This window comes from Bacillus infantis (genome assembly GCF_008180445.1).
In the GTDB taxonomy this organism is placed as follows: Bacteria; Bacillota; Bacilli; order Bacillales; family Cytobacillaceae; genus Bacillus_AB; species Bacillus_AB infantis_B.
This window is the reverse complement of the sequence record NZ_VTER01000005.1, coordinates 172,717-189,968: the sequence shown is the minus strand read 5'-3', so window position 1 is coordinate 189,968 and position 17,252 is coordinate 172,717. Positions and strand designations below refer to the sequence as shown.

Below are 17,252 nucleotides of genomic sequence, written 5' to 3'. Positions count from 1 at the left end.
GCACCTTTTTTTGCGCTTAAGGGTGTAAAGATTGACATTGTCTAGTTTCAGGTGGCTATTCTATAATAGTGTAAAGGGAGGTGAGAAAATGAAGGAAGAAAGATTTGACCGGATTGAAGGAATGCTTACGCAGCTGCTTACAAAGGTAGCCAATATGCAAACCGTTCAACAGGAGCACAGCAGGAAATTTGAGTCAATTGAAAAGAAGTTTGATTCAATTGACGAGAAATTTGACTCAGTTGATAGGAAGTTTGACTCAATTGAAAAGAAGTTTGATTCCATTGATAAACGCTTTGATGTTATTGAAGCAAGAATGGATAGCACTGATGCAAAAATTGATGGCCACCATAAAGAAGTAATGGACCGATTCAATAAATTGGAGCTGGATCAGGACTTTATTTGGGAAAAAGCTGCACGTAATGAAAGAGAACTGGAGCTTATGAAAAGAAGGCTTTCTTTATAATCTCTATTCGACACTTTCTTTAACCTCAATCAATAACTTTCTCTGAAAAGCAATACTCCTCTGTTTTGTTTCACTGAAATATATTCCTCTACACTAAAATATCAGCACAGCCAATTAAGAACTACGGGGCTTTAATTGAATATAAAGTTTAATACTAGTCTAAAAAAACTCCGCCTGGCTGATGGCAGCAAGCGGAGTTTTTGTGATTGGGATACTCAATTTTGGGCCAAGGGGTCTGACCCCATGGCTTATGTCTGATATAATTATCATAATAGTTAAAAAACAGAGAAAAAAGGGTGGTAACATGCAAGATCTTCGCTATTTATGGGAGCCTTTTTTGTCCTATGGACAGTCGTTTGAGGTTGAGAAGAATAAAGTAGTTTATCACCAGGGAGAGGCTGGCAAAGGAATTTATTATTTAAAGAAGGGTGAAATCAAGATTATGCTCCTCTCGGACTATGGCGATGAGCGCATCATCAATATAGTGCCGCCTGGAATGCTTTTTGGTGAGCATGGTATCCATGGAGAACCTTACCTGACAAGCAGTACAACGACGAGTGCATCAACCGTGTACTTTTTTTCAAATGATGTACTTGCGGCGATTTTCAAAGACCATTCTGATGCAGCAGGCATTTATACTGATTCACTCATCTATAAGTTTCGGACACTGGCGGAAATCATCGCCCATCTTGATAGCCAGGTAGAACAGCAAATGGCCTTTTATTTATTGAAACTTGTTCGGGAAAACGGGAGTGCTTCAATGAATCAGACTGCTTTTGCAAAATATATCGGCACGTCCCGTATTACTGTGAACAAGATTATTCAGAAGTGGAAGCAGAATGATTACGTAGAACTTAACAAAAGAGAGATTGTAATTATAGATTTTGATAAAATCAGGGAAATTGCGAACAATCCGCATATGTAATAGCTATAAATTAGCCAACCAGGTTTCTAAGGAAGTCTGGTTTTTTTATATAGTATTTTCGGTTTTGAATTTCGACTATTCCTGCTTCCTGCCATTGCCTTAAAACCTTATAGACAGTAATTCGTGTAAGACCGGTACAGCAGGCGAGATCCTGCTGGTTGATCGGTATTTGATAATTTTTGAATTCGTCGCAGATATTGTGGATCAGGAGAGCCAGTTTTTGTTCAGATGTAAGCGCATTCAAATTTATGCGATCCAAAAGGATTTTCATTTTATGGATGACGCTTTTTGAAAAAAGTTTAAAGAGTTCCGGATGAGCGATCATCAATTTTTTGAACTCGCTGGCTGAGAAGTGGTAGACGACGGAATCTTTGACTGCTATAGCGGTAGTGAAATGGATCTTTTGATCTAATGATTGAACGCCCAGCAACTGATTCGGTATGACGATGTTCAGCATATTTTCTTTTCCTGATGCTGTTTCAGTGATTATTCGAACTAATCCTTTATGCAGATAGTAAAAGCCTTCACCGTTACACCCTTGTTGGTATATGTATTCCTTTTTCTTGAAGAATTGACGGGTTCCATACTTTAGATAAGCATCCCAGTGAAATACTTCCTCATAAACCGTAACCATACCATTACCTCCCCAATATTTTTGGATACGAAGCTTTGCCATGATTCTTTGATTATTTTAATCATAGGCGATATATAGTTTTATTGCTACGGATAGTTAGATAATTTCGACTCTTCAAATAACTATTCTTAAAAATATGTTAATTAGACTACAGTTACGTTCAATATTTAGTATTACAATTCAAATTGAATTTTCAATCAACTTATTCCGGGAGGGTGTATATGGGAATTAGGACAGGAGCTCAATATATCGAAGCAGTTAAAGCACGTAAACCTGAGGTTTGGCTTGCTGGAAAAAAAGTGGAGAATTTGTTTGAGGAACCGGTGTTCAAACAGCCGATCCTTGAGATCGCAAGGCTATATGATATGCAGCATGATCCGGAATTCCAGGAAAAAATCACACATGTGTGCGAGGAAACAGGCGAGCGAGTAAATAACTCATTCCTTGTGCCAAAGAGCTATGATGACTTAATAAAACGGCGCAATGTATTTGAAGCCTATGCAAAAGCGACATTCGGATTGATGGGACGTACCCCGGATTTCTTGAACGTAGTGGTAACTTCTATGTACTATAATGCCGACTTTTTCGAAAGGTACAACAAGGATTGGGCTGAGAATGTCCGCAACTATTATAAATATTTGCGTGATAACGATATCTTTCTTACTCATGCAATCATTAACCCGCAAAACGACCGCAGCAAAACCTCTCATGAACAAAAGGATGAATTTACTCATTTAGGGGCTGTGGAGGAAACCCCGGATGGTTTAGTGGTAAGAGGAGCAAAAATGCTTGCTACGCTTGCACCGGTTACAGATGAGGTTATCATCTATTCATTCCCGGGATTCGCACCTGGTGACGAGAAGTATGCTTTAGCGTTTGCAATTCCGATTGAAACTCCAGGTCTTCGCATTATTTGCCGTGAGCCGATGCAGGATGGCACCCGTTCCTTCTTTGATCACCCGCTTGCATCAAGATTTGAAGAAATGGATGCGTTACTTGTATTTGAAGATGTTGTGGTACCGTGGGACCGTGTTTTCTTATACAACAACGTCGAAGCAGCTAATAGGCTTTATCCAATGACAGGTGCAGGTCAGCAGCCGGCACACCAATCAGGGGTCAGGGGACTTGTGAAATTGGAATTCGCTACACAAGTTGCCATGAAAGTGGCTGACACAATCGGTGTTGATGGATATCTGAATGTCCAGGACCAGCTTGGGGAACTTGCACAGTCACTTGAGTCCATTAGAGCGCTGCTAAAGGTTGCGGAGTATGAACATACATTTACGGATAAGGGAGAAGCAATGCCTGATTACGTAGCACTTGAAACGATCCGGGGCCTGCTGCCGAAAATGTATCCGCGTGCAATCGAAATCATGCAGATTGTGGGAGCTGGAGGGTTGTTGATGTCTCCAACGGGAGCTGATTTTGACGCAGAAGAATTAAGAGGGTCAATAGATAATTACTATGTTGGACGCGAAGGTGTATCTTCATTGGAGCGTGTAGGCATTTTCAAACTTGCTTGGGATCTTTGCGGGGAGGCATTTGGACAAAGGCTGCTTCAGTATGAACGTTATTATACAGGAGATCCAATCCGCAAGAGGGGGATCTTCTATAACAACTATAAGCGTCAGGCCAATTTGGAAATGGTCAAAGAAGCATTAAAGGGAGTTCAGAAGGACAATAAGAAAGCGCTCACAAAGTAGATTAAGTACACAGGAGGAGAATCCAGATGGATGCACATGTTTACACAAATTTAGAACTGGAGAAATCCATTGTAGCTATCGGTGCCTTTGATGGTGTTCATAGAGGACATCAAACCGTCATAAAAAATGCTGTTCAAAGAGGCCGTAAGCTGATGGTTCCAAGTGTGGTGTACACATTCGATCCTCCGCCGCGTGTATTTTTCCAAGGAGTAAGGATGCTGACAAGTGTCGAGGAAAAATTGAGCAGAATTGAAAACCTAGGTGTCAAAAATGCTGTGGTAGCCAGTTTCGATGAAGCGTATGCGAAAAGAAGCGCCTATGAATTCATTCGTACACTATCAAAGCTTAATCCAGTAGAAATCATGGTTGGAGGTGATTTTCGCTTTGGGAAAGACCGGATAGGAGATGTTGCGCTGCTTGAAAAATATTTCCGTGTGCAGGTGACAAAGCCGGTATGCTGCCCAAAAGGAAGTCCCATTTCGTCCACCAGAATACGCGGGCTCATTTCAGAAGGAGAGATTTCTCTCTCGAATGCATTATTGGGATGGCCTTCAGAAAAGTTTTGAAGTGGTGGATTTTTGCCCAAAAGCACTAGGGCTATAATTTGGCGGACAGGAGGAAACAAGATGAAATTACTGGGTATCTCGGGAACAATCATTGGTGCTAAAACAGGGATTGTCGTCCGCAAAGTGCTGGATGAAGTAAAAAAGAAGTATCCGGATATAGATGTTGAATTGCTCGATATGATGGACTATGATGTCCAGTTTTGTGATGGACGCGATCCATTGACATACTCGGACGACACGAGAAAGGTGATTGAAAAGGTCTCGAACGCAGACTTCTACATTATTGGTACTCCTATTTTTCAGGGCTCTATCCCGGGTGTGCTTAAAAATTTATTTGACCTGGTCCATCCGGATGCTTTCCGGAATAAGGTGATGGGGTTTGTTGCAAATGGAGGGACCTACCAGCATTTTCTGGTGATTGAGAACCAGCTGAAACCGATTGCCGGTTATTTCAGGGCATTTGTGGCTCCAAGCTATGTGTATGCAAACTCTGATCACTTCAATCGTGAAAATGAAATTGTGGATGCTGACTTGCTGCAGCGGATTTCACTATTGGGTGATGAAGTAGTCCATATGCAGAAATCTCTTAAAATCAGCATTGCAGAGGCAGCAGAGTAATATTGCATTGATGGCTTTATAACCATTTTCATTCGTGCTTTAGAAGACACAACAATAAAATCTATTAAAACTGAAGGGAGACAGCAGTTATGAAAAGCCAATTTGCTCCGATTAACCTTATGAAATTTATTGAGGAAAATAGAGATCAGCTTAAGCCGCCTGTTAACAATAAGGTGATCTGGAAGGATGCCGAGCTGATGGTAATGCTTTTGGGAGGGCCAAACAAGAGACGGGATTTTCATGTTGATCCTTCTGAAGAGATTTTCTATCAAATTCAGGGCAGCTGTTATGTCGAGGTTATCAATGCTGAAGGCAAGCGTGAGGTTGTTGAGGTTAAAGAAGGGGAAATGTTCCATCTTCCTGCTAATGTCCCGCATTCGCCACATCGGGTGCCAGATACAATTGGCCTTGTGATAGAGCGCAATCGTGATGAAGGAGAGCTTGAGGACTTCGTCTGGTTCTGTGATAAATGTGATCACGAGATGCACCGCGCTACCATTCAGCTAACGAATATCGAAGTTCAAGTAAAAGAAGCAATTGCCAGCTTTAATGGCAATGAGGAGCTGCGAAAATGCAAGAACTGCGGTTATCAGATGCCTCCAGAAGCGAGTGAGTGGAAATGCGAGTAGATTTCCATACGCATATTATCCCGGAAAATTTCACTGAGCTGACAAAGCGCTTCAGCGGTGAGAAGTGGCCGCAGCTTGAGCGGACTTGTGCCTGCGGCGCTAATATCATGGTTGCCGGAAAAGTATTCCGTGAGGTGACAGACCAAGTATGGGATGCAGAAAAACGCATCAAGGATATGGAGCGTGAAGGAGTCGACATGCAGGTGCTATCACCAATTCCTGTCACATTCTCGTATTGGGCTCCTCCGGAGGAAGCGGAAATTTTAGCCGTCGTCCAGAACGATTTCATCGCTGATATTTGCAACCAATATCCAACAAAGTTCATTGGCCTTGGTGCTGTTCCTCTGCAAAATGTTGAAATTGCGATTCGTGAAATGGATCGCTGCAAGCATGAACTGGGTCTGAGCGGGATTGAGATTGGTACGAATGTAAATGGCATTAATCTTGACGATCCCCGTTTTATAGAGTTTTTTGAAATGGCAGAACAGTGGGAAGTACCTCTATTTATACATCCTTGGGAAATCCTTGGCAAGGAGCGTATGCCGCGCCATAACCTGATGTATACAGTTGGGATGCCGAGTGAGACCGCACTTGCTGGGGCAAGTTTAATCCTCGGCGGAATAATGGATAAATTCCCTAAGCTCAAGATATGTCTGGCTCATGGCGGGGGAGCACTCCCTTACCTGCTTCCTCGATTGGATCAGGGCTGGAATGTTTGGCCGCATTTGCGTCTGCTGGAAAAGCCGCCGAGCTATTACGCAAAACAGTTTTACTATGATTCTTTAGTAAATGAACCGGTAAATTTGAATTATTTGCTTCAGATCTTTGGGCATGAACGGATCATCATGGGTTCGGATTATCCTTTCCTTTTGAGAGAGGTTCCTCCTGGAAAGGTGATTGATGATACGCTCGATCTATCTAAAGAACAGACAGAGGCGATGCTAGGGAAAAATGCTTTGAAATTCCTGAACATCCCTGTAAAAGTAGGGAGCTGACTTTATGGAAAAGGCATTGATTACACCTGAACAACGGATAAAAGAATTAGGACTAACCTTGCCTTCCCCCCGCCCTGCAGCAGGAAATTATGTAAGCTGTGTAAGGTCGGGAAACCTGGTTTTCACCTCCGGGCAAGGGACCAATGAATACCGGGGGCGGCTCGGGGAAGATGTTTCTCTAGAAACTGGTTATGATGCTGCCAGGCAGTGCATGCTTAATTTGCTGACGGTAGTCAAACAGGAAATCGGTGAGTTGAGCAAGGTAAAGCGGATTGTTAAGGTGCTTGGCTTTGTAAACAGCACACCTGACTTTACTGATCAGCCTAAAGTGATGAACGGAGCTTCAGATCTGCTAGTTCAGGTGTTTGGAGAAAAAGGCAAGCATGGGAGATCTGCTGTTGGTATGGCCCAATTGCCGCTCAATAACGCAGTTGAAGTAGAGATGGTGGTTGAAGTAGAAGGCGGAGAGGGTGTTTTAGGATGAATCTGACTCAAACACAGGTAATAAAAGACGCCAAGCTTTTTATCGATGGTGAATACAAGGATGCCATTAACGGTGAAAGCTTTGATACGATAGACCCTTCAACGAATAAAAAGCTTGCTTCGGTTGCAATGGCTGGTGTAGAGGATGCCAAGCATGCGATCGATGTGGCCCAGTGCACCTTTGAAAGCGGAATATGGAGCGAAATGCCAGTTGCTGAAAGATCTAAGATTCTATGCAGGATGTCCGATTTGGTAATGGAAAAGGTTGATGAACTTGCACTTGTTGAGACACTTGATGTTGGCAAGCCAATCAAGGAAAGCCGCGGCTTTGACATTCCACGGGCTGCGGCCAACCTGCGCTTTTTTGCTGAAATGGCAAACTATATCCATCATGAGCACTATGACCAGGCTAAATATATGTCGTATTCAAAATATGCTCCTGCTGGTGTGACCAGCTTGATTATCCCCTGGAATCTGCCGTTCATGCAGATGACTTGGAAGGCATCTGCTGCGCTGGCAGCAGGCAATACCGTGGTAGTCAAACCTGCTTCTTACACACCGCTGAGTGCCGTGATGCTCGGTGAGATTGCGAATGAAGCTGGACTTCCGCCTGGCGTCTTAAACATAATCACTGGTCCCGGCGGTTCAGTCGGAACTGAAATGACGCGCAATCCATCTGTCCGCCGAATTTCTTTTGTCGGTGATAGTACGACTGGCCGGACCGTCATGCAAACAGCGGCGTCTCAGCTTATTCCCGTATCCCTTGAGCTCGGGGGAAAGTCAGCGAATATTGTTTTTGAAGATGCAGATTTAGATGAAGCAGCTGCCGGTTCAATAGAAGCAATTTTCCGTAATCAGGGTGAGATTTGTTTGGCAGGTTCCCGTTTGCTTGTGCAGGAAAGTATTTATGATGTGTTTCTGGAGAAGATTACAGCTGCTGCCAGGAAAATTAGAGTTGGCAATCCACTGGATGAGGCTACTGACATGGGGGCGCTTGTATCAAAGGGGCATTTGGAGTCGGTGGACGAATATGTGCAGCTTGGTTTAACTGAAGGGGCAAAACTTGCAGCAGGAGGAAAGCGTGTTGATGGTCTGCACGAAGGTAATTTCTATGAGCCTACTGTGTTATATGATGTTGACAATAAAATGAGAGTTGCCCAGGAAGAAATCTTCGGACCGGTATTGACAGTAATCCCATTCAAGACCGAAGAGGATGCAGTTCGCATTGCGAATGACTCTATATATGGGTTAGCTGGAGTCGTTTGGACGAATGACCTGCGCCGTGCACACAGAGTCGCTTCCCGTGTCAATTCTGGACTGATGTGGATCAACTGCTGGTACTACCGTGATCTGCGCACACCTTTCGGCGGTTCTAAAGCAAGCGGAATCGGACGCGAAGGCGGCAGGCACAGCTTTGAATTTTATTCTGAAGCGAAAACCATAACCATGAAGCTTTGAAATACTGAGCCAAGGAAATGTTTAGGGCTGGAGATTGAGCACAAGTGTATGTAAGAATGTGCAGGACTAATTCCAGATTTTTGATTTGTTTTCATTATTAACGAGGAAAAGGAGGGGGATTTATGAGTAGCGTTATTAGTGAAATTGCAGATTCGCTGTTAGAGGCGGAGCACAGCAAGAGGGCTATTCCCCCGCTGACTAAGCAATATACAGACCTAAAAGTAACTGATGGATATAACGTCCAGCTGGAAGTTTTAAAGAGAAAACTAAAGGATGGGCGCAAGGTGATTGGTAAAAAGGTAGGTCTTACAAGCGTCGCCATGCAGAAAATGCTTGGTGTGGATGAACCGGATTATGGTCATTTACTTGATGATATGAAGGTGGAAGATGGCGCGAAGATCAATGCAGGCGATTTGCTCAGTCCCAAAATAGAAGCAGAAATCGGTTTTATTTTAGGAGAAGACCTAATCGGCCCCAATGTAACTTTCCTGGATGTCTTGATGGCCACTAAGTACGTCGTGCCAACTTTGGAAATTATTGATAGCCGGATTGCTGATTGGGATATTGGCCTGATAGATACAGTAGCGGATAATGGTTCATCTGCAATGGTCATTGTTGGGGATGGCTCCACAGAAGTAAGCGGAATTGACTTAAGAACTGCAGGAATGATTTTATCCAAAAATAATGAAATGGCTGCAACCGGTTCAGGTGCCGCTGCACTAGGGCACCCTGCACACGCTGTCGCTTGGCTGGCAAACAAGCTGCACGAATTCGGGATTTCCTTAAAAGCTGGTGAGCTGATTCTGCCAGGAGCACTTTCTGCTGCTATTCCGGTTGAAAAAGGCGACACAGTTACTGCTCAATTTGGATCAATCGGTTCTGTTTCAGTCACTTTTGAATAGGGGGGATATGATTGGCAAAAATCAAAGCGGCGATCATTGGTTCAGGCAATATTGGGACGGACCTAATGTATAAGCTGGAACGGAGCAAGGTTATTGAACTCACAGCTATGATTGGGATTGATCCAGAATCTGAGGGACTTAAACGTGCGAGGCAAAAAGGATATCTAGTGTTCGATAACGGGATTGAAGCCATAAAGCAAAACCCTGAAATAGCTGATATTGTCTTCGATGCCACTTCAGCTAAAAGCCATGTAAGACATGCGAAGGTGCTTGAGGAATTAGGCAAGCTTGCGATAGATCTGACACCTGCTGCCCGTGGGCCGTTTGTCAGCCCTGCTGTCAAAACCGATGCCTATATGGAAGAAAAAAATGTCAATATGATTACATGCGGGGGACAGGCGACAATTCCGATTGTGCAGGCCATCAATTCTGCAGCTGATGTACGTTATGCTGAAATTGTGGCAACGATTTCGAGCAAGAGTGCAGGCCCTGGCACACGCGCCAATATAGATGAATTCACTATTACAACGCGCCGCGGCATTGAAGAAGTAGGAGGAGCTGACAAGGGCAAGGCCCTGATTATTCTAAATCCTGCCGAACCTCCAATTCTGATGCGGGATACGATTTATTGTGAAGTGAAAAATATGGACAAAGATAAGATTATAAATTCGATTGAAAAAATGATTGAAAAGGTAAAGCAATATGTTCCAGGGTACCGTTTGAAACAGGAACCGTTGTTCGATGGAGACCGGGTAACCGTGTTCATTGAGGTAGAAGGGGCAGGGGATTATTTTCCTGTATATGCCGGTAATCTGGATATCATGACCGCTGCTGCAACAAGGATAGCAGAAGACTTTGCTATCAGCATGCTTGAAAAGCAGAATGTTAATAGTGTGTAGGTACTTATACTACTGAACGAAATAGTAGTAACGTTTATTGAAACGTTAATCTATTTAAATAGCAAAGTATCTAGCGAAAGGCTGGGTGGTTTTTTTGAGGAGAAACAGTGACAAGCCGATTCAAATTACTGAGGTTTGCCTACGTGACGGCAGTCATGTGATGCAGCATCAATATACTGAGGAACAGGTCCGCAAAGTTGTCCGTGAGCTCGATCATGCAGGGATGCATTATATCGAGGTCAGCCATGGAGATGGTTTGGGCGGATCTACGCTGCAATATGGAAGGTCGCTCGTTGACGAAATGACCCTAATAGAAGCTGCTGTTGACGAGTGCAGGCACTCTAAGGTGGCTGTACTTCTTATTCCAGGGATTGGGACAGTCCATGAGCTCAAGCAGGCGCGGTCTCTCGGTGCAGAACTTGTTCGTGTCGCGACACATGTGATCGAAGCAGATGTATCAGCCCAGCATATCAGTATGGCAAGTGAGCTGGGGATGGAGCCTTTAGGATTCCTGATGATGGCGCACATGGCTCCGATCGATAAACTCGTTGAGCAGGCTAAACTGATGGAAGGCTATGGAGCGAAAGCTGTATATGTGACTGATTCTGCCGGTGCCCTTTTGCCCAATGAAGTCCGTGAGCGTATTTCTGCCTTGAAAGATTCTTTATCAATTGAAGTGGGATTCCATGCGCATAATAACCTGTCGCTTGCTGTTGCCAATACGCTGGTGGCAATTGAGGAAGGTGCTACTCGGATTGATGGCAGTATCCGCTGTCTGGGTGCGGGTGCAGGCAATGCTCAGACAGAGGTGCTTCTATCCGTTCTGGACCGCATGGGCATAAGACTCGGAATTGATATTTATAAGCTTATGGATGTGGCTGAAAACGTTGTGGGGCCATTGATTCCGAGGCCGCAGGAAATTAATAGGGGCAGCTTGGTATTAGGGTATGCAGGGGTATATTCCAGCTTCCTGCTGCACGCTGAGCGGGCAGGCCGGCGTTTTGATGTTGATTCAAGAGATATTCTGATTGAGCTGGGCAAGCGAAAGGCGGTTGGCGGCCAGGAGGATATGATTCTTGATGTGGCTGCTGAACTGGCAAAAGCCCGGAAATTGGAGGTATAGGATATGACGATTACTAAGGGGGCCGATCTTGAAATTGTAGAATACTTATATTCTGCTGAAAAAGAGCGGCGTGAAGTTGTGAAGGTTACGGAACGTTATCCAGAATTGAGTTTTAGCGAGGCATACTCCATCCAAGAAAAATTGATTGAAAGACGCGAAAAGGATGGAGCACGCAAAATCGGCTTAAAGCTTGGTTTGACAAGCAAGGCAAAGCAGGAAATGATGGGTGTACATGAAGCAATCTACGGGTATCTGACGGATGATATGCTAGGTTTAGAGTGGGAGCCGCTAGAGTACACGGATTTTATTCACCCAAAAGCAGAGCCCGAAATTGCTTTTTTCATCAATGAGGATTTGAAGGGAACAGATATCAGCGCAGAGGATGTCCTGCGTGTCACGAAATTTGTTGCGCCGGCGATTGAGATAATCGACAGCAGGTACTTGAATTTTAAGTTTACATTGGCCGATGTGATTGCGGATAATTGCTCTTCCTCCAAGTTTTTTATTGGCAGCAAATGGATGTCGCCAAATGAGCTGGATTTAGGGCAGCTTGGTATGGTGATGTCAAAAAACGGGCAAGTTGTCCAAACAGGGGCGAGCGCCGCAGTGCTGGGCCATCCGGCTACATCTGTAGCATGGGCTGTCAATAAGCTGGGAGAAGTGGGCAAAGGAATTAAAAAGGGAGATGTCATCTTGAGCGGAGCAGTTTCAGAGGCGGTCTCATTTGAAAAGGATGATACTATTCTAGTACAATTTTCCGAGCTTGGCAGTGTTTCTTTCTCTTGTAAATCAAGCACTTAGTTTCTAATAACTAAGTGCTTAACTTCGCTATAAGTATTCAGAATATATAGATAAAAAAGGTGATTCTATGTTAACTAGTTTACACTTCTGCAAAAATAATGTGACTATAATCACAGTAGATACAGTTAGACAAACCACATTACAGAATAATGAGAGCGTTTACAAATCATGAGTATAAAAGGGGTGCGCAAATGAAGAAGTTTAAACATTTTGGGCTTATAGTCTTAGTCCTTGTTCTGGTAACAATGACTGCTGCTTGCAGCAGTGACACCGAAGCAGAGCCTGCGTCAGGGTCAGGTGATAAATATACTTTCAAGCTAGCCCATATTACCCCAACTGACCATATGTGGCACAAAGCTGCAGAAAAATTCAAGGAAGAGCTTGATAAGCGGTCTGATGGAAGAATGCAGGTGGAGATCTACCCGGCTAGTCAGTTAGGCACAGAAGCGGATATGGTTCAGCAGATTTCTTCCGGTTCAGTTGACTTCGGCTTTATTACAGCTGCTTACATGAGTTCACGTGCACCTGCGTTCACTGCATGGTTTGCTCCTTATGCATTTGAAGACTTAGAAGCTGCAAACGATGCCCGTGATACTGAGGTGGCCAAGAATATTCTTGGTACCCTTGACAGCCAGGGAATCAAAGGATTGGATTATGTGTTTGCCGGCAACCGGGTTATGCTTTTCAAGGACAAGGAAGTTAAGAAGCCCGAAGATATGAATGGTTTGGCATTCCGGGTTACCCCTAGTCCGCCGCTTCAGGATTTCTACAAGTCATTGGGAGCTTCTCCAGAATCATTACCGCTTCCTGAAGTATACGCAGCCATTCAGACGGGCGTTATTGATGGGATGGATATGGATTTGGATGCAACCATCACAAATAAATATTATGAGGTTGCAAAATACGGCGCTGTTACAAACCACATGGTGTGGCCGGCAGTAGCAATGATGAATAAAGATAAATACGACAAGATGTCTGATGCCGACAAGAAGATTATCGATGAGTCTATTAAAGCGGCAGCAGATTATTCTGTAACAACCCGCGCATCACAAGAAGAAGAATTCAAGAAAAACCTTAGCGACAATGGCATGAAAATCTATGAAATTGATAAGGGTTTATTTGATCCATATATTAAGCAATTTGATGAAAAATATGGGCCTACAGATCCTCTGATCAAGGAATTCCTGGACACATTCCGCAAGTAAATGGAGGGAAATATGTGACCTACCTTAGTAATCTGGTAGCCAGTTTCGAAAAGAAACTGGCTTCTGTCCTAATGTTCATAATGGCGATTATAGTAACGGCAGCAGTCGTCTTCCGATATGTATTTAAAGAGCCATTGTTCTGGGCTGGAGAAGTATCGATTTTTCTGCTGATTTATATAACATTTATCGGCGGCAGCCTTGGTTTAAAATATAAAACCCAAGCTTCAGTAACCATTATTACTGACATGCTTCCTGAGAATATCCAAAGGCTGGTCGGAATCATAGCTCATATTTTTATGCTCCTGTTTATGGGACTCCTGCTATTTTATTGTTTCAATTGGATTACTTCCCCGACAGTAGCGATCCAAAAGTCAAGTGCAATCCTTCTCCCCATGTGGATTCCATATTCTATATTGCCGATCGGCTTGTTATTTGGCTCGATTCATTTGATTAGCAATCTTATGGAGATTGCAAATAATCGCGGCTTAGCCAATCAGGTGGATGTTTCGAAAGACGGTGAAGCTTTATGATGATTCTTGTAATAGCTGCCTTTATATTATTTTTATTAATGGGCATCCCGATATCTTTAGTTCTGGGTATGACAACCATTGTGTATTTTTTGGTAACTGGCAATACAATGCTTTTAGAGTCAACACCGCAGCGTCTTTATTCTGGAATGGAAAATTTCGGGCTTCTGGCAATACCGTTATTCATGCTTACGGGTGAATTAATGAATAGCGGAGGCATAACAAACCGGCTTGTTGTTTTTGCACGTAAGCTGGTCGGGCATGTGCGTGGTGGCCTGGCGTATGTAACTGTAATTGCTAATATGTTCCTTGCTTCCATTCTTGGGTCAGCGAATGCTCAGGCCGCAATGATGAGTAAGGTAATGGTTCCGGAAATGGAAAAAGAGGGATATAATCGAGAATTTGCATCTGCTTTGACGCTTGCGTCATCGATTGTTGCGCCGATTATTCCTCCCAGTATGATTTTTATCATCTATGGAACTTTATCAGGAACTTCAATTGGCGGACTTTTCATGGCAGGAATCTTTCCCGGATTAATTTTTGGAGTTGGATTTGTTTCACTAATTGCTTACCTGGGTTACAAACATAATTTTCCGCGCAGTGAGAGGGCAAGCTTTAAAGAGATCTGGAGTTCTTTTGTAAAAGTTCTCCCCGCCCTTTTAGTTCCTCTGATAATCATTGTTGGAATACTGAGCGGTGCGTTTACAGCAACGGAATCTGCAGCTATAGCTAGCTTTATTGCTTTTATTGTCGGGATGTTTTTTTACAGAGAGTTAAAGTGGAAAGTATTAGGTAAAATACTGGTAAATACTGTAATAGGGACTGCAACGGTGACATTCCTTATTGCAATGGCCAATCTGTTTGGCTGGCTGATTGCATTCGAGCAGATTCCGCAGTTAATCGCAAACTCAATGCTCTCAATTTCGGACAATCCATTTGTATTCCTGCTGCTGGTGAATTTGTTCCTTTTACTAATTGGTACATTGCTGGACGGCATTGCAGCACTAATTATTCTCGTCCCAGTGTTTATGCCTTTGGTTACTGGGTTTCAGATTGATCCTATTCATTTCGGTGTCATCATTTGCATTAACCTGACAATCGGATTGCTGACTCCTCCGGTCGGCACGGGACTATTCATCGTGTCATCCATTGCAGAAGTCAAATTCGAAAAATTAGTGAAAGCAGTCATGCCAATGCTTTTGCTAGGAATCACCATGCTTTTTATCGTCACTTATTGGGAGCAGGCAACACTTTTCATTCCAAGACTATTAGGCTTCTAAACTAAAATAACAAAATTAAGATGGAAGGGAAGTGGAGTTAAATGCCAATTATTCAGGTCCAGGTGCTAGAGGGCCGAAGTGATGAGAAAATCAGGGAATTGATTGCTGGAATAACCGATAGTGCAGTTAATATTCTTGAAGTAAAACCTGAACAGGTTAGAGTCATTGTTCAGCCAGTGCCTATGAAATATTGGGATGTTGGCGGAAGGACAAGAGAAACGGCACATGGCACAAATGAACACAAACATAAAAATCCCAACTTTCTTTAGAGAGTTGGGATTTTTTGTATTTTGGTAACCCTGGTGACGCACTATTATTATGAAGATTTATCTCACAATATGGCTCTTTTATGCCAGTGGCCCTGCCCCCTGGCCCACTTCTGCTTGATTCGAGCCAGGGGGTCTGTCCCCATGGCTCACCCCTTGGCTCGATAAACAAAATAATCAAAATCAGCGTGAAGCCTCTGCCCGGATGTGTCCTGGCATTGCATGCCTACGAATGCGCCGGTGAAGAAGCCGCCTCCGTTGATGTAGTCGTCTGAGAGTTTGTAGGACTCCAGGGTGACCGGGACTTCGGTCCAGCTGTTTCCGTCGAATGAATAGGAATAGCGGTAAGTGTTAGTGCTTACATTTACGCGCAGGTAAACATAGTCTGCTTCGTCCGGAACGGTGATCGGGCTGTCCTGGAGCGGCTGGCTGAATGTGAAGTTGTCGCAGACCGTCAAGTCTAGGATGCGGCCTTTTTCTTCGTTCCAGGTGATCTGCAGGGCTGTCCAGTTCTGTGTATTATAATAGTTTACGAGTCCGGCAGCCTGCTGGAAGGTGTCAGGATTGAAGGCCACTTTTGTTTCGGCCGTAAAATCGAAATGCTGCCAGCGCCTTGCGATATGCGCTTGTGTAAATTTAGATGTTAGTGATTCCCTTCCATAAAGGCGCAGATGCCCAGGGTTGTCTTTTAATGAAACGATATCTTCTCCGAGAGGGATCCTTAGTGACTGGAAGTGCAGATTCAAAGTTTCAGAGCTGAAATCATCTTTCTCATCAAAATCCTTCTCCCATTTGACTTCCTCGATGGCCGGTCCTTCGATTTCGACGGATGGCTGGTTTCCTCCGACCACATATGGCCAGTCATTTTTCCATTCAAGGCGCTGGATGGCGGTTTCCCTGCCAAGCGGGCAATAGCCGCGCGGGTCGAGAAGCGCTTTGTTTTCCTGCGGCAATGGTCGGCCGGTCAGGTGCACAAGGAACCATTCGTCCGTATGTGTTTTTACGATCGAAGCATGTCCGGCTTTCTGCAGCGGATTCCTTGGGTAAGGGAATGACGTGATCAGCGGATTGTCAGGATGCACTTCATATGGTCCCCACAGGTCTTTTGAGCGGGCGATGGTTGCCTGGTGATCGTATTTTGTTCCTCCTTCAGCTGTGAGGAGGTAATAATAGCCGTTCATCTTATAAAGATGAGGCGCTTCAGTCAGTTTAATATCGGTGCCTTTAAAGATGACCTCTTTTTTGCCGACAAGCTTCTGCTCTTCAACACTGAATTCCTGCAGGACGATACCATAGAAGTTATGGTTGCCGACCCTGTGATCCCACATCATATTGACGAAGTATTTCTTTCCGTCCTCATCATGGAATAAAGAAGGATCAAAGCCGGAGCTGTTCATGTAGACAGGCTCGGACCATTCTCCATCAATCTTGTCGCAGGTGACGAGGTAGTTGTGGCTGTCTTTCCATTGTCCGTCGACGACTTTGACATCTGTGTAGATCAGCCAGAATTTATCATCATGGTAAGAGAGGGCAGGGGCCCAGATGCCGCCGGAGTCAGGATTGCCCATCATATTCAATTGGCTGAGGCGGTTGAGCGGGCGCGAGATGAGCCGCCAGTTTTTAAGGTCCTTGGAATGATAGATCCCGACGCCAGGGAACCATTCAAACGTAGAAACGGCAATATAATAATCTTCGCCTGCCCGGCAAATGCTTGGATCAGGGTTAAAGCCTGTTAATATCGGATTCTGAATGATTGTCATTGTACAGCACCTCTC

The 17,252-nt window shown here is 44.1% G+C and carries 19 protein-coding genes; 17 read left to right on the top strand and 2 right to left on the bottom strand.

What is annotated here, in order from left to right; all coding sequences use genetic code 11:
* The first annotated feature begins 88 nt into the window (after nucleotides 1–88).
* Both FZD51_RS26130 and FZD51_RS10540 read left to right on the top strand, forming a co-directional pair.
* Nucleotides 89–463 (top strand): hypothetical protein, encoded by a 375-nt coding sequence (locus FZD51_RS26130; RefSeq protein ID WP_187445705.1) that lies wholly within the window; start codon nucleotides 89–91, stop codon nucleotides 461–463.
* A 304-nt stretch (nucleotides 464–767) separates the two neighbouring features.
* On the top strand, nucleotides 768–1,388 hold the full coding sequence (locus FZD51_RS10540) for a Crp/Fnr family transcriptional regulator (protein ID WP_148974732.1): 621 nt from the start codon (nucleotides 768–770) through the stop codon (nucleotides 1,386–1,388).
* Between the two features lie 10 nt (nucleotides 1,389–1,398).
* Here FZD51_RS10540 and FZD51_RS10535 read toward each other — a convergent pair whose 3' ends face one another.
* Nucleotides 1,399–2,022 (bottom strand): Crp/Fnr family transcriptional regulator, encoded by a 624-nt coding sequence (locus FZD51_RS10535; protein WP_148974731.1) that lies wholly within the window; start codon nucleotides 2,020–2,022, stop codon nucleotides 1,399–1,401.
* Between the two features lie 221 nt (nucleotides 2,023–2,243).
* Here FZD51_RS10535 and FZD51_RS10530 point away from each other — a divergent pair, with 221 nt between their 5' ends.
* From FZD51_RS10530 to FZD51_RS10460, 15 genes are all read left to right on the top strand, one after another.
* Nucleotides 2,244–3,725 carry a 4-hydroxyphenylacetate 3-hydroxylase family protein gene (locus FZD51_RS10530; protein ID WP_148974730.1) on the top strand — a complete coding sequence of 494 codons (1,482 nt, stop codon included), beginning with the start codon at nucleotides 2,244–2,246 and terminating at the stop codon, nucleotides 3,723–3,725.
* Nucleotides 3,726–3,751: 26 nt separating this feature from the next.
* On the top strand, nucleotides 3,752–4,291 hold the full coding sequence (locus tag FZD51_RS10525) for an FAD synthetase family protein (RefSeq protein ID WP_148974729.1): 540 nt from the start codon (nucleotides 3,752–3,754) through the stop codon (nucleotides 4,289–4,291).
* Nucleotides 4,292–4,351: 60 nt separating this feature from the next.
* Nucleotides 4,352–4,909 (top strand): NADPH-dependent FMN reductase, encoded by a 558-nt coding sequence (locus FZD51_RS10520; protein ID WP_148974728.1) that lies wholly within the window; start codon nucleotides 4,352–4,354, stop codon nucleotides 4,907–4,909.
* An 89-nt stretch (nucleotides 4,910–4,998) separates the two neighbouring features.
* Nucleotides 4,999–5,538: a 3-hydroxyanthranilate 3,4-dioxygenase gene (locus tag FZD51_RS10515; protein WP_148974727.1), complete on the top strand. Its 540-nt coding sequence runs from the start codon at nucleotides 4,999–5,001 to the stop codon at nucleotides 5,536–5,538.
* Entirely contained in the window at nucleotides 5,529–6,533 is a 1,005-nt protein-coding gene (locus FZD51_RS10510; protein ID WP_148974868.1) for an amidohydrolase family protein, read from the top strand. Before FZD51_RS10515 ends, FZD51_RS10510 begins: the two co-directional genes overlap by 10 nt.
* Nucleotides 6,534–6,537: 4 nt before the next feature.
* Nucleotides 6,538–7,017: a RidA family protein gene (locus FZD51_RS10505; RefSeq protein WP_148974726.1), complete on the top strand. Its 480-nt coding sequence runs from the start codon at nucleotides 6,538–6,540 to the stop codon at nucleotides 7,015–7,017.
* Nucleotides 7,014–8,474 carry an aldehyde dehydrogenase gene (locus FZD51_RS10500; RefSeq protein WP_148974725.1) on the top strand — a complete coding sequence of 487 codons (1,461 nt, stop codon included), beginning with the start codon at nucleotides 7,014–7,016 and terminating at the stop codon, nucleotides 8,472–8,474. The genes FZD51_RS10505 and FZD51_RS10500 overlap by 4 nt, the downstream gene beginning before the upstream one ends.
* Before the next feature lie 122 nt (nucleotides 8,475–8,596).
* On the top strand, nucleotides 8,597–9,376 hold the full coding sequence (locus tag FZD51_RS10495) for a 2-keto-4-pentenoate hydratase (protein ID WP_148974724.1): 780 nt from the start codon (nucleotides 8,597–8,599) through the stop codon (nucleotides 9,374–9,376).
* A gap of 11 nt (nucleotides 9,377–9,387) precedes the next feature.
* A complete protein-coding gene (locus FZD51_RS10490) occupies nucleotides 9,388–10,275 on the top strand; it encodes an acetaldehyde dehydrogenase (acetylating) (RefSeq protein ID WP_148974723.1) in 888 nt (295 codons plus the stop codon).
* Between the two features lie 94 nt (nucleotides 10,276–10,369).
* Nucleotides 10,370–11,398 carry a 4-hydroxy-2-oxovalerate aldolase gene (gene dmpG, locus FZD51_RS10485; protein WP_148974722.1) on the top strand — a complete coding sequence of 343 codons (1,029 nt, stop codon included), beginning with the start codon at nucleotides 10,370–10,372 and terminating at the stop codon, nucleotides 11,396–11,398.
* A gap of 3 nt (nucleotides 11,399–11,401) precedes the next feature.
* Nucleotides 11,402–12,199: a 2-keto-4-pentenoate hydratase gene (locus tag FZD51_RS10480; RefSeq protein ID WP_148974721.1), complete on the top strand. Its 798-nt coding sequence runs from the start codon at nucleotides 11,402–11,404 to the stop codon at nucleotides 12,197–12,199.
* Between the two features lie 191 nt (nucleotides 12,200–12,390).
* Nucleotides 12,391–13,404: a TRAP transporter substrate-binding protein gene (locus FZD51_RS10475; protein WP_148974720.1), complete on the top strand. Its 1,014-nt coding sequence runs from the start codon at nucleotides 12,391–12,393 to the stop codon at nucleotides 13,402–13,404.
* A 14-nt stretch (nucleotides 13,405–13,418) separates the two neighbouring features.
* A complete protein-coding gene (locus tag FZD51_RS10470; RefSeq protein WP_148974719.1) occupies nucleotides 13,419–13,934 on the top strand; it encodes a TRAP transporter small permease in 516 nt (171 codons plus the stop codon).
* Nucleotides 13,931–15,211, top strand: a complete 1,281-nt coding sequence (locus FZD51_RS10465; RefSeq protein ID WP_148974718.1) for a TRAP transporter large permease — start codon at nucleotides 13,931–13,933, stop codon at nucleotides 15,209–15,211. Before FZD51_RS10470 ends, FZD51_RS10465 begins: the two co-directional genes overlap by 4 nt.
* Nucleotides 15,212–15,252: 41 nt before the next feature.
* On the top strand, nucleotides 15,253–15,480 hold the full coding sequence (locus FZD51_RS10460; protein WP_148974717.1) for a tautomerase family protein: 228 nt from the start codon (nucleotides 15,253–15,255) through the stop codon (nucleotides 15,478–15,480).
* 146 nt (nucleotides 15,481–15,626) lie between these two features.
* Here FZD51_RS10460 and FZD51_RS10455 read toward each other — a convergent pair whose 3' ends face one another.
* Nucleotides 15,627–17,237 (bottom strand): glycoside hydrolase family 43 protein, encoded by a 1,611-nt coding sequence (locus FZD51_RS10455; protein ID WP_148974716.1) that lies wholly within the window; start codon nucleotides 17,235–17,237, stop codon nucleotides 15,627–15,629.
* Nucleotides 17,238–17,252: the final 15 nt, after the last annotated feature.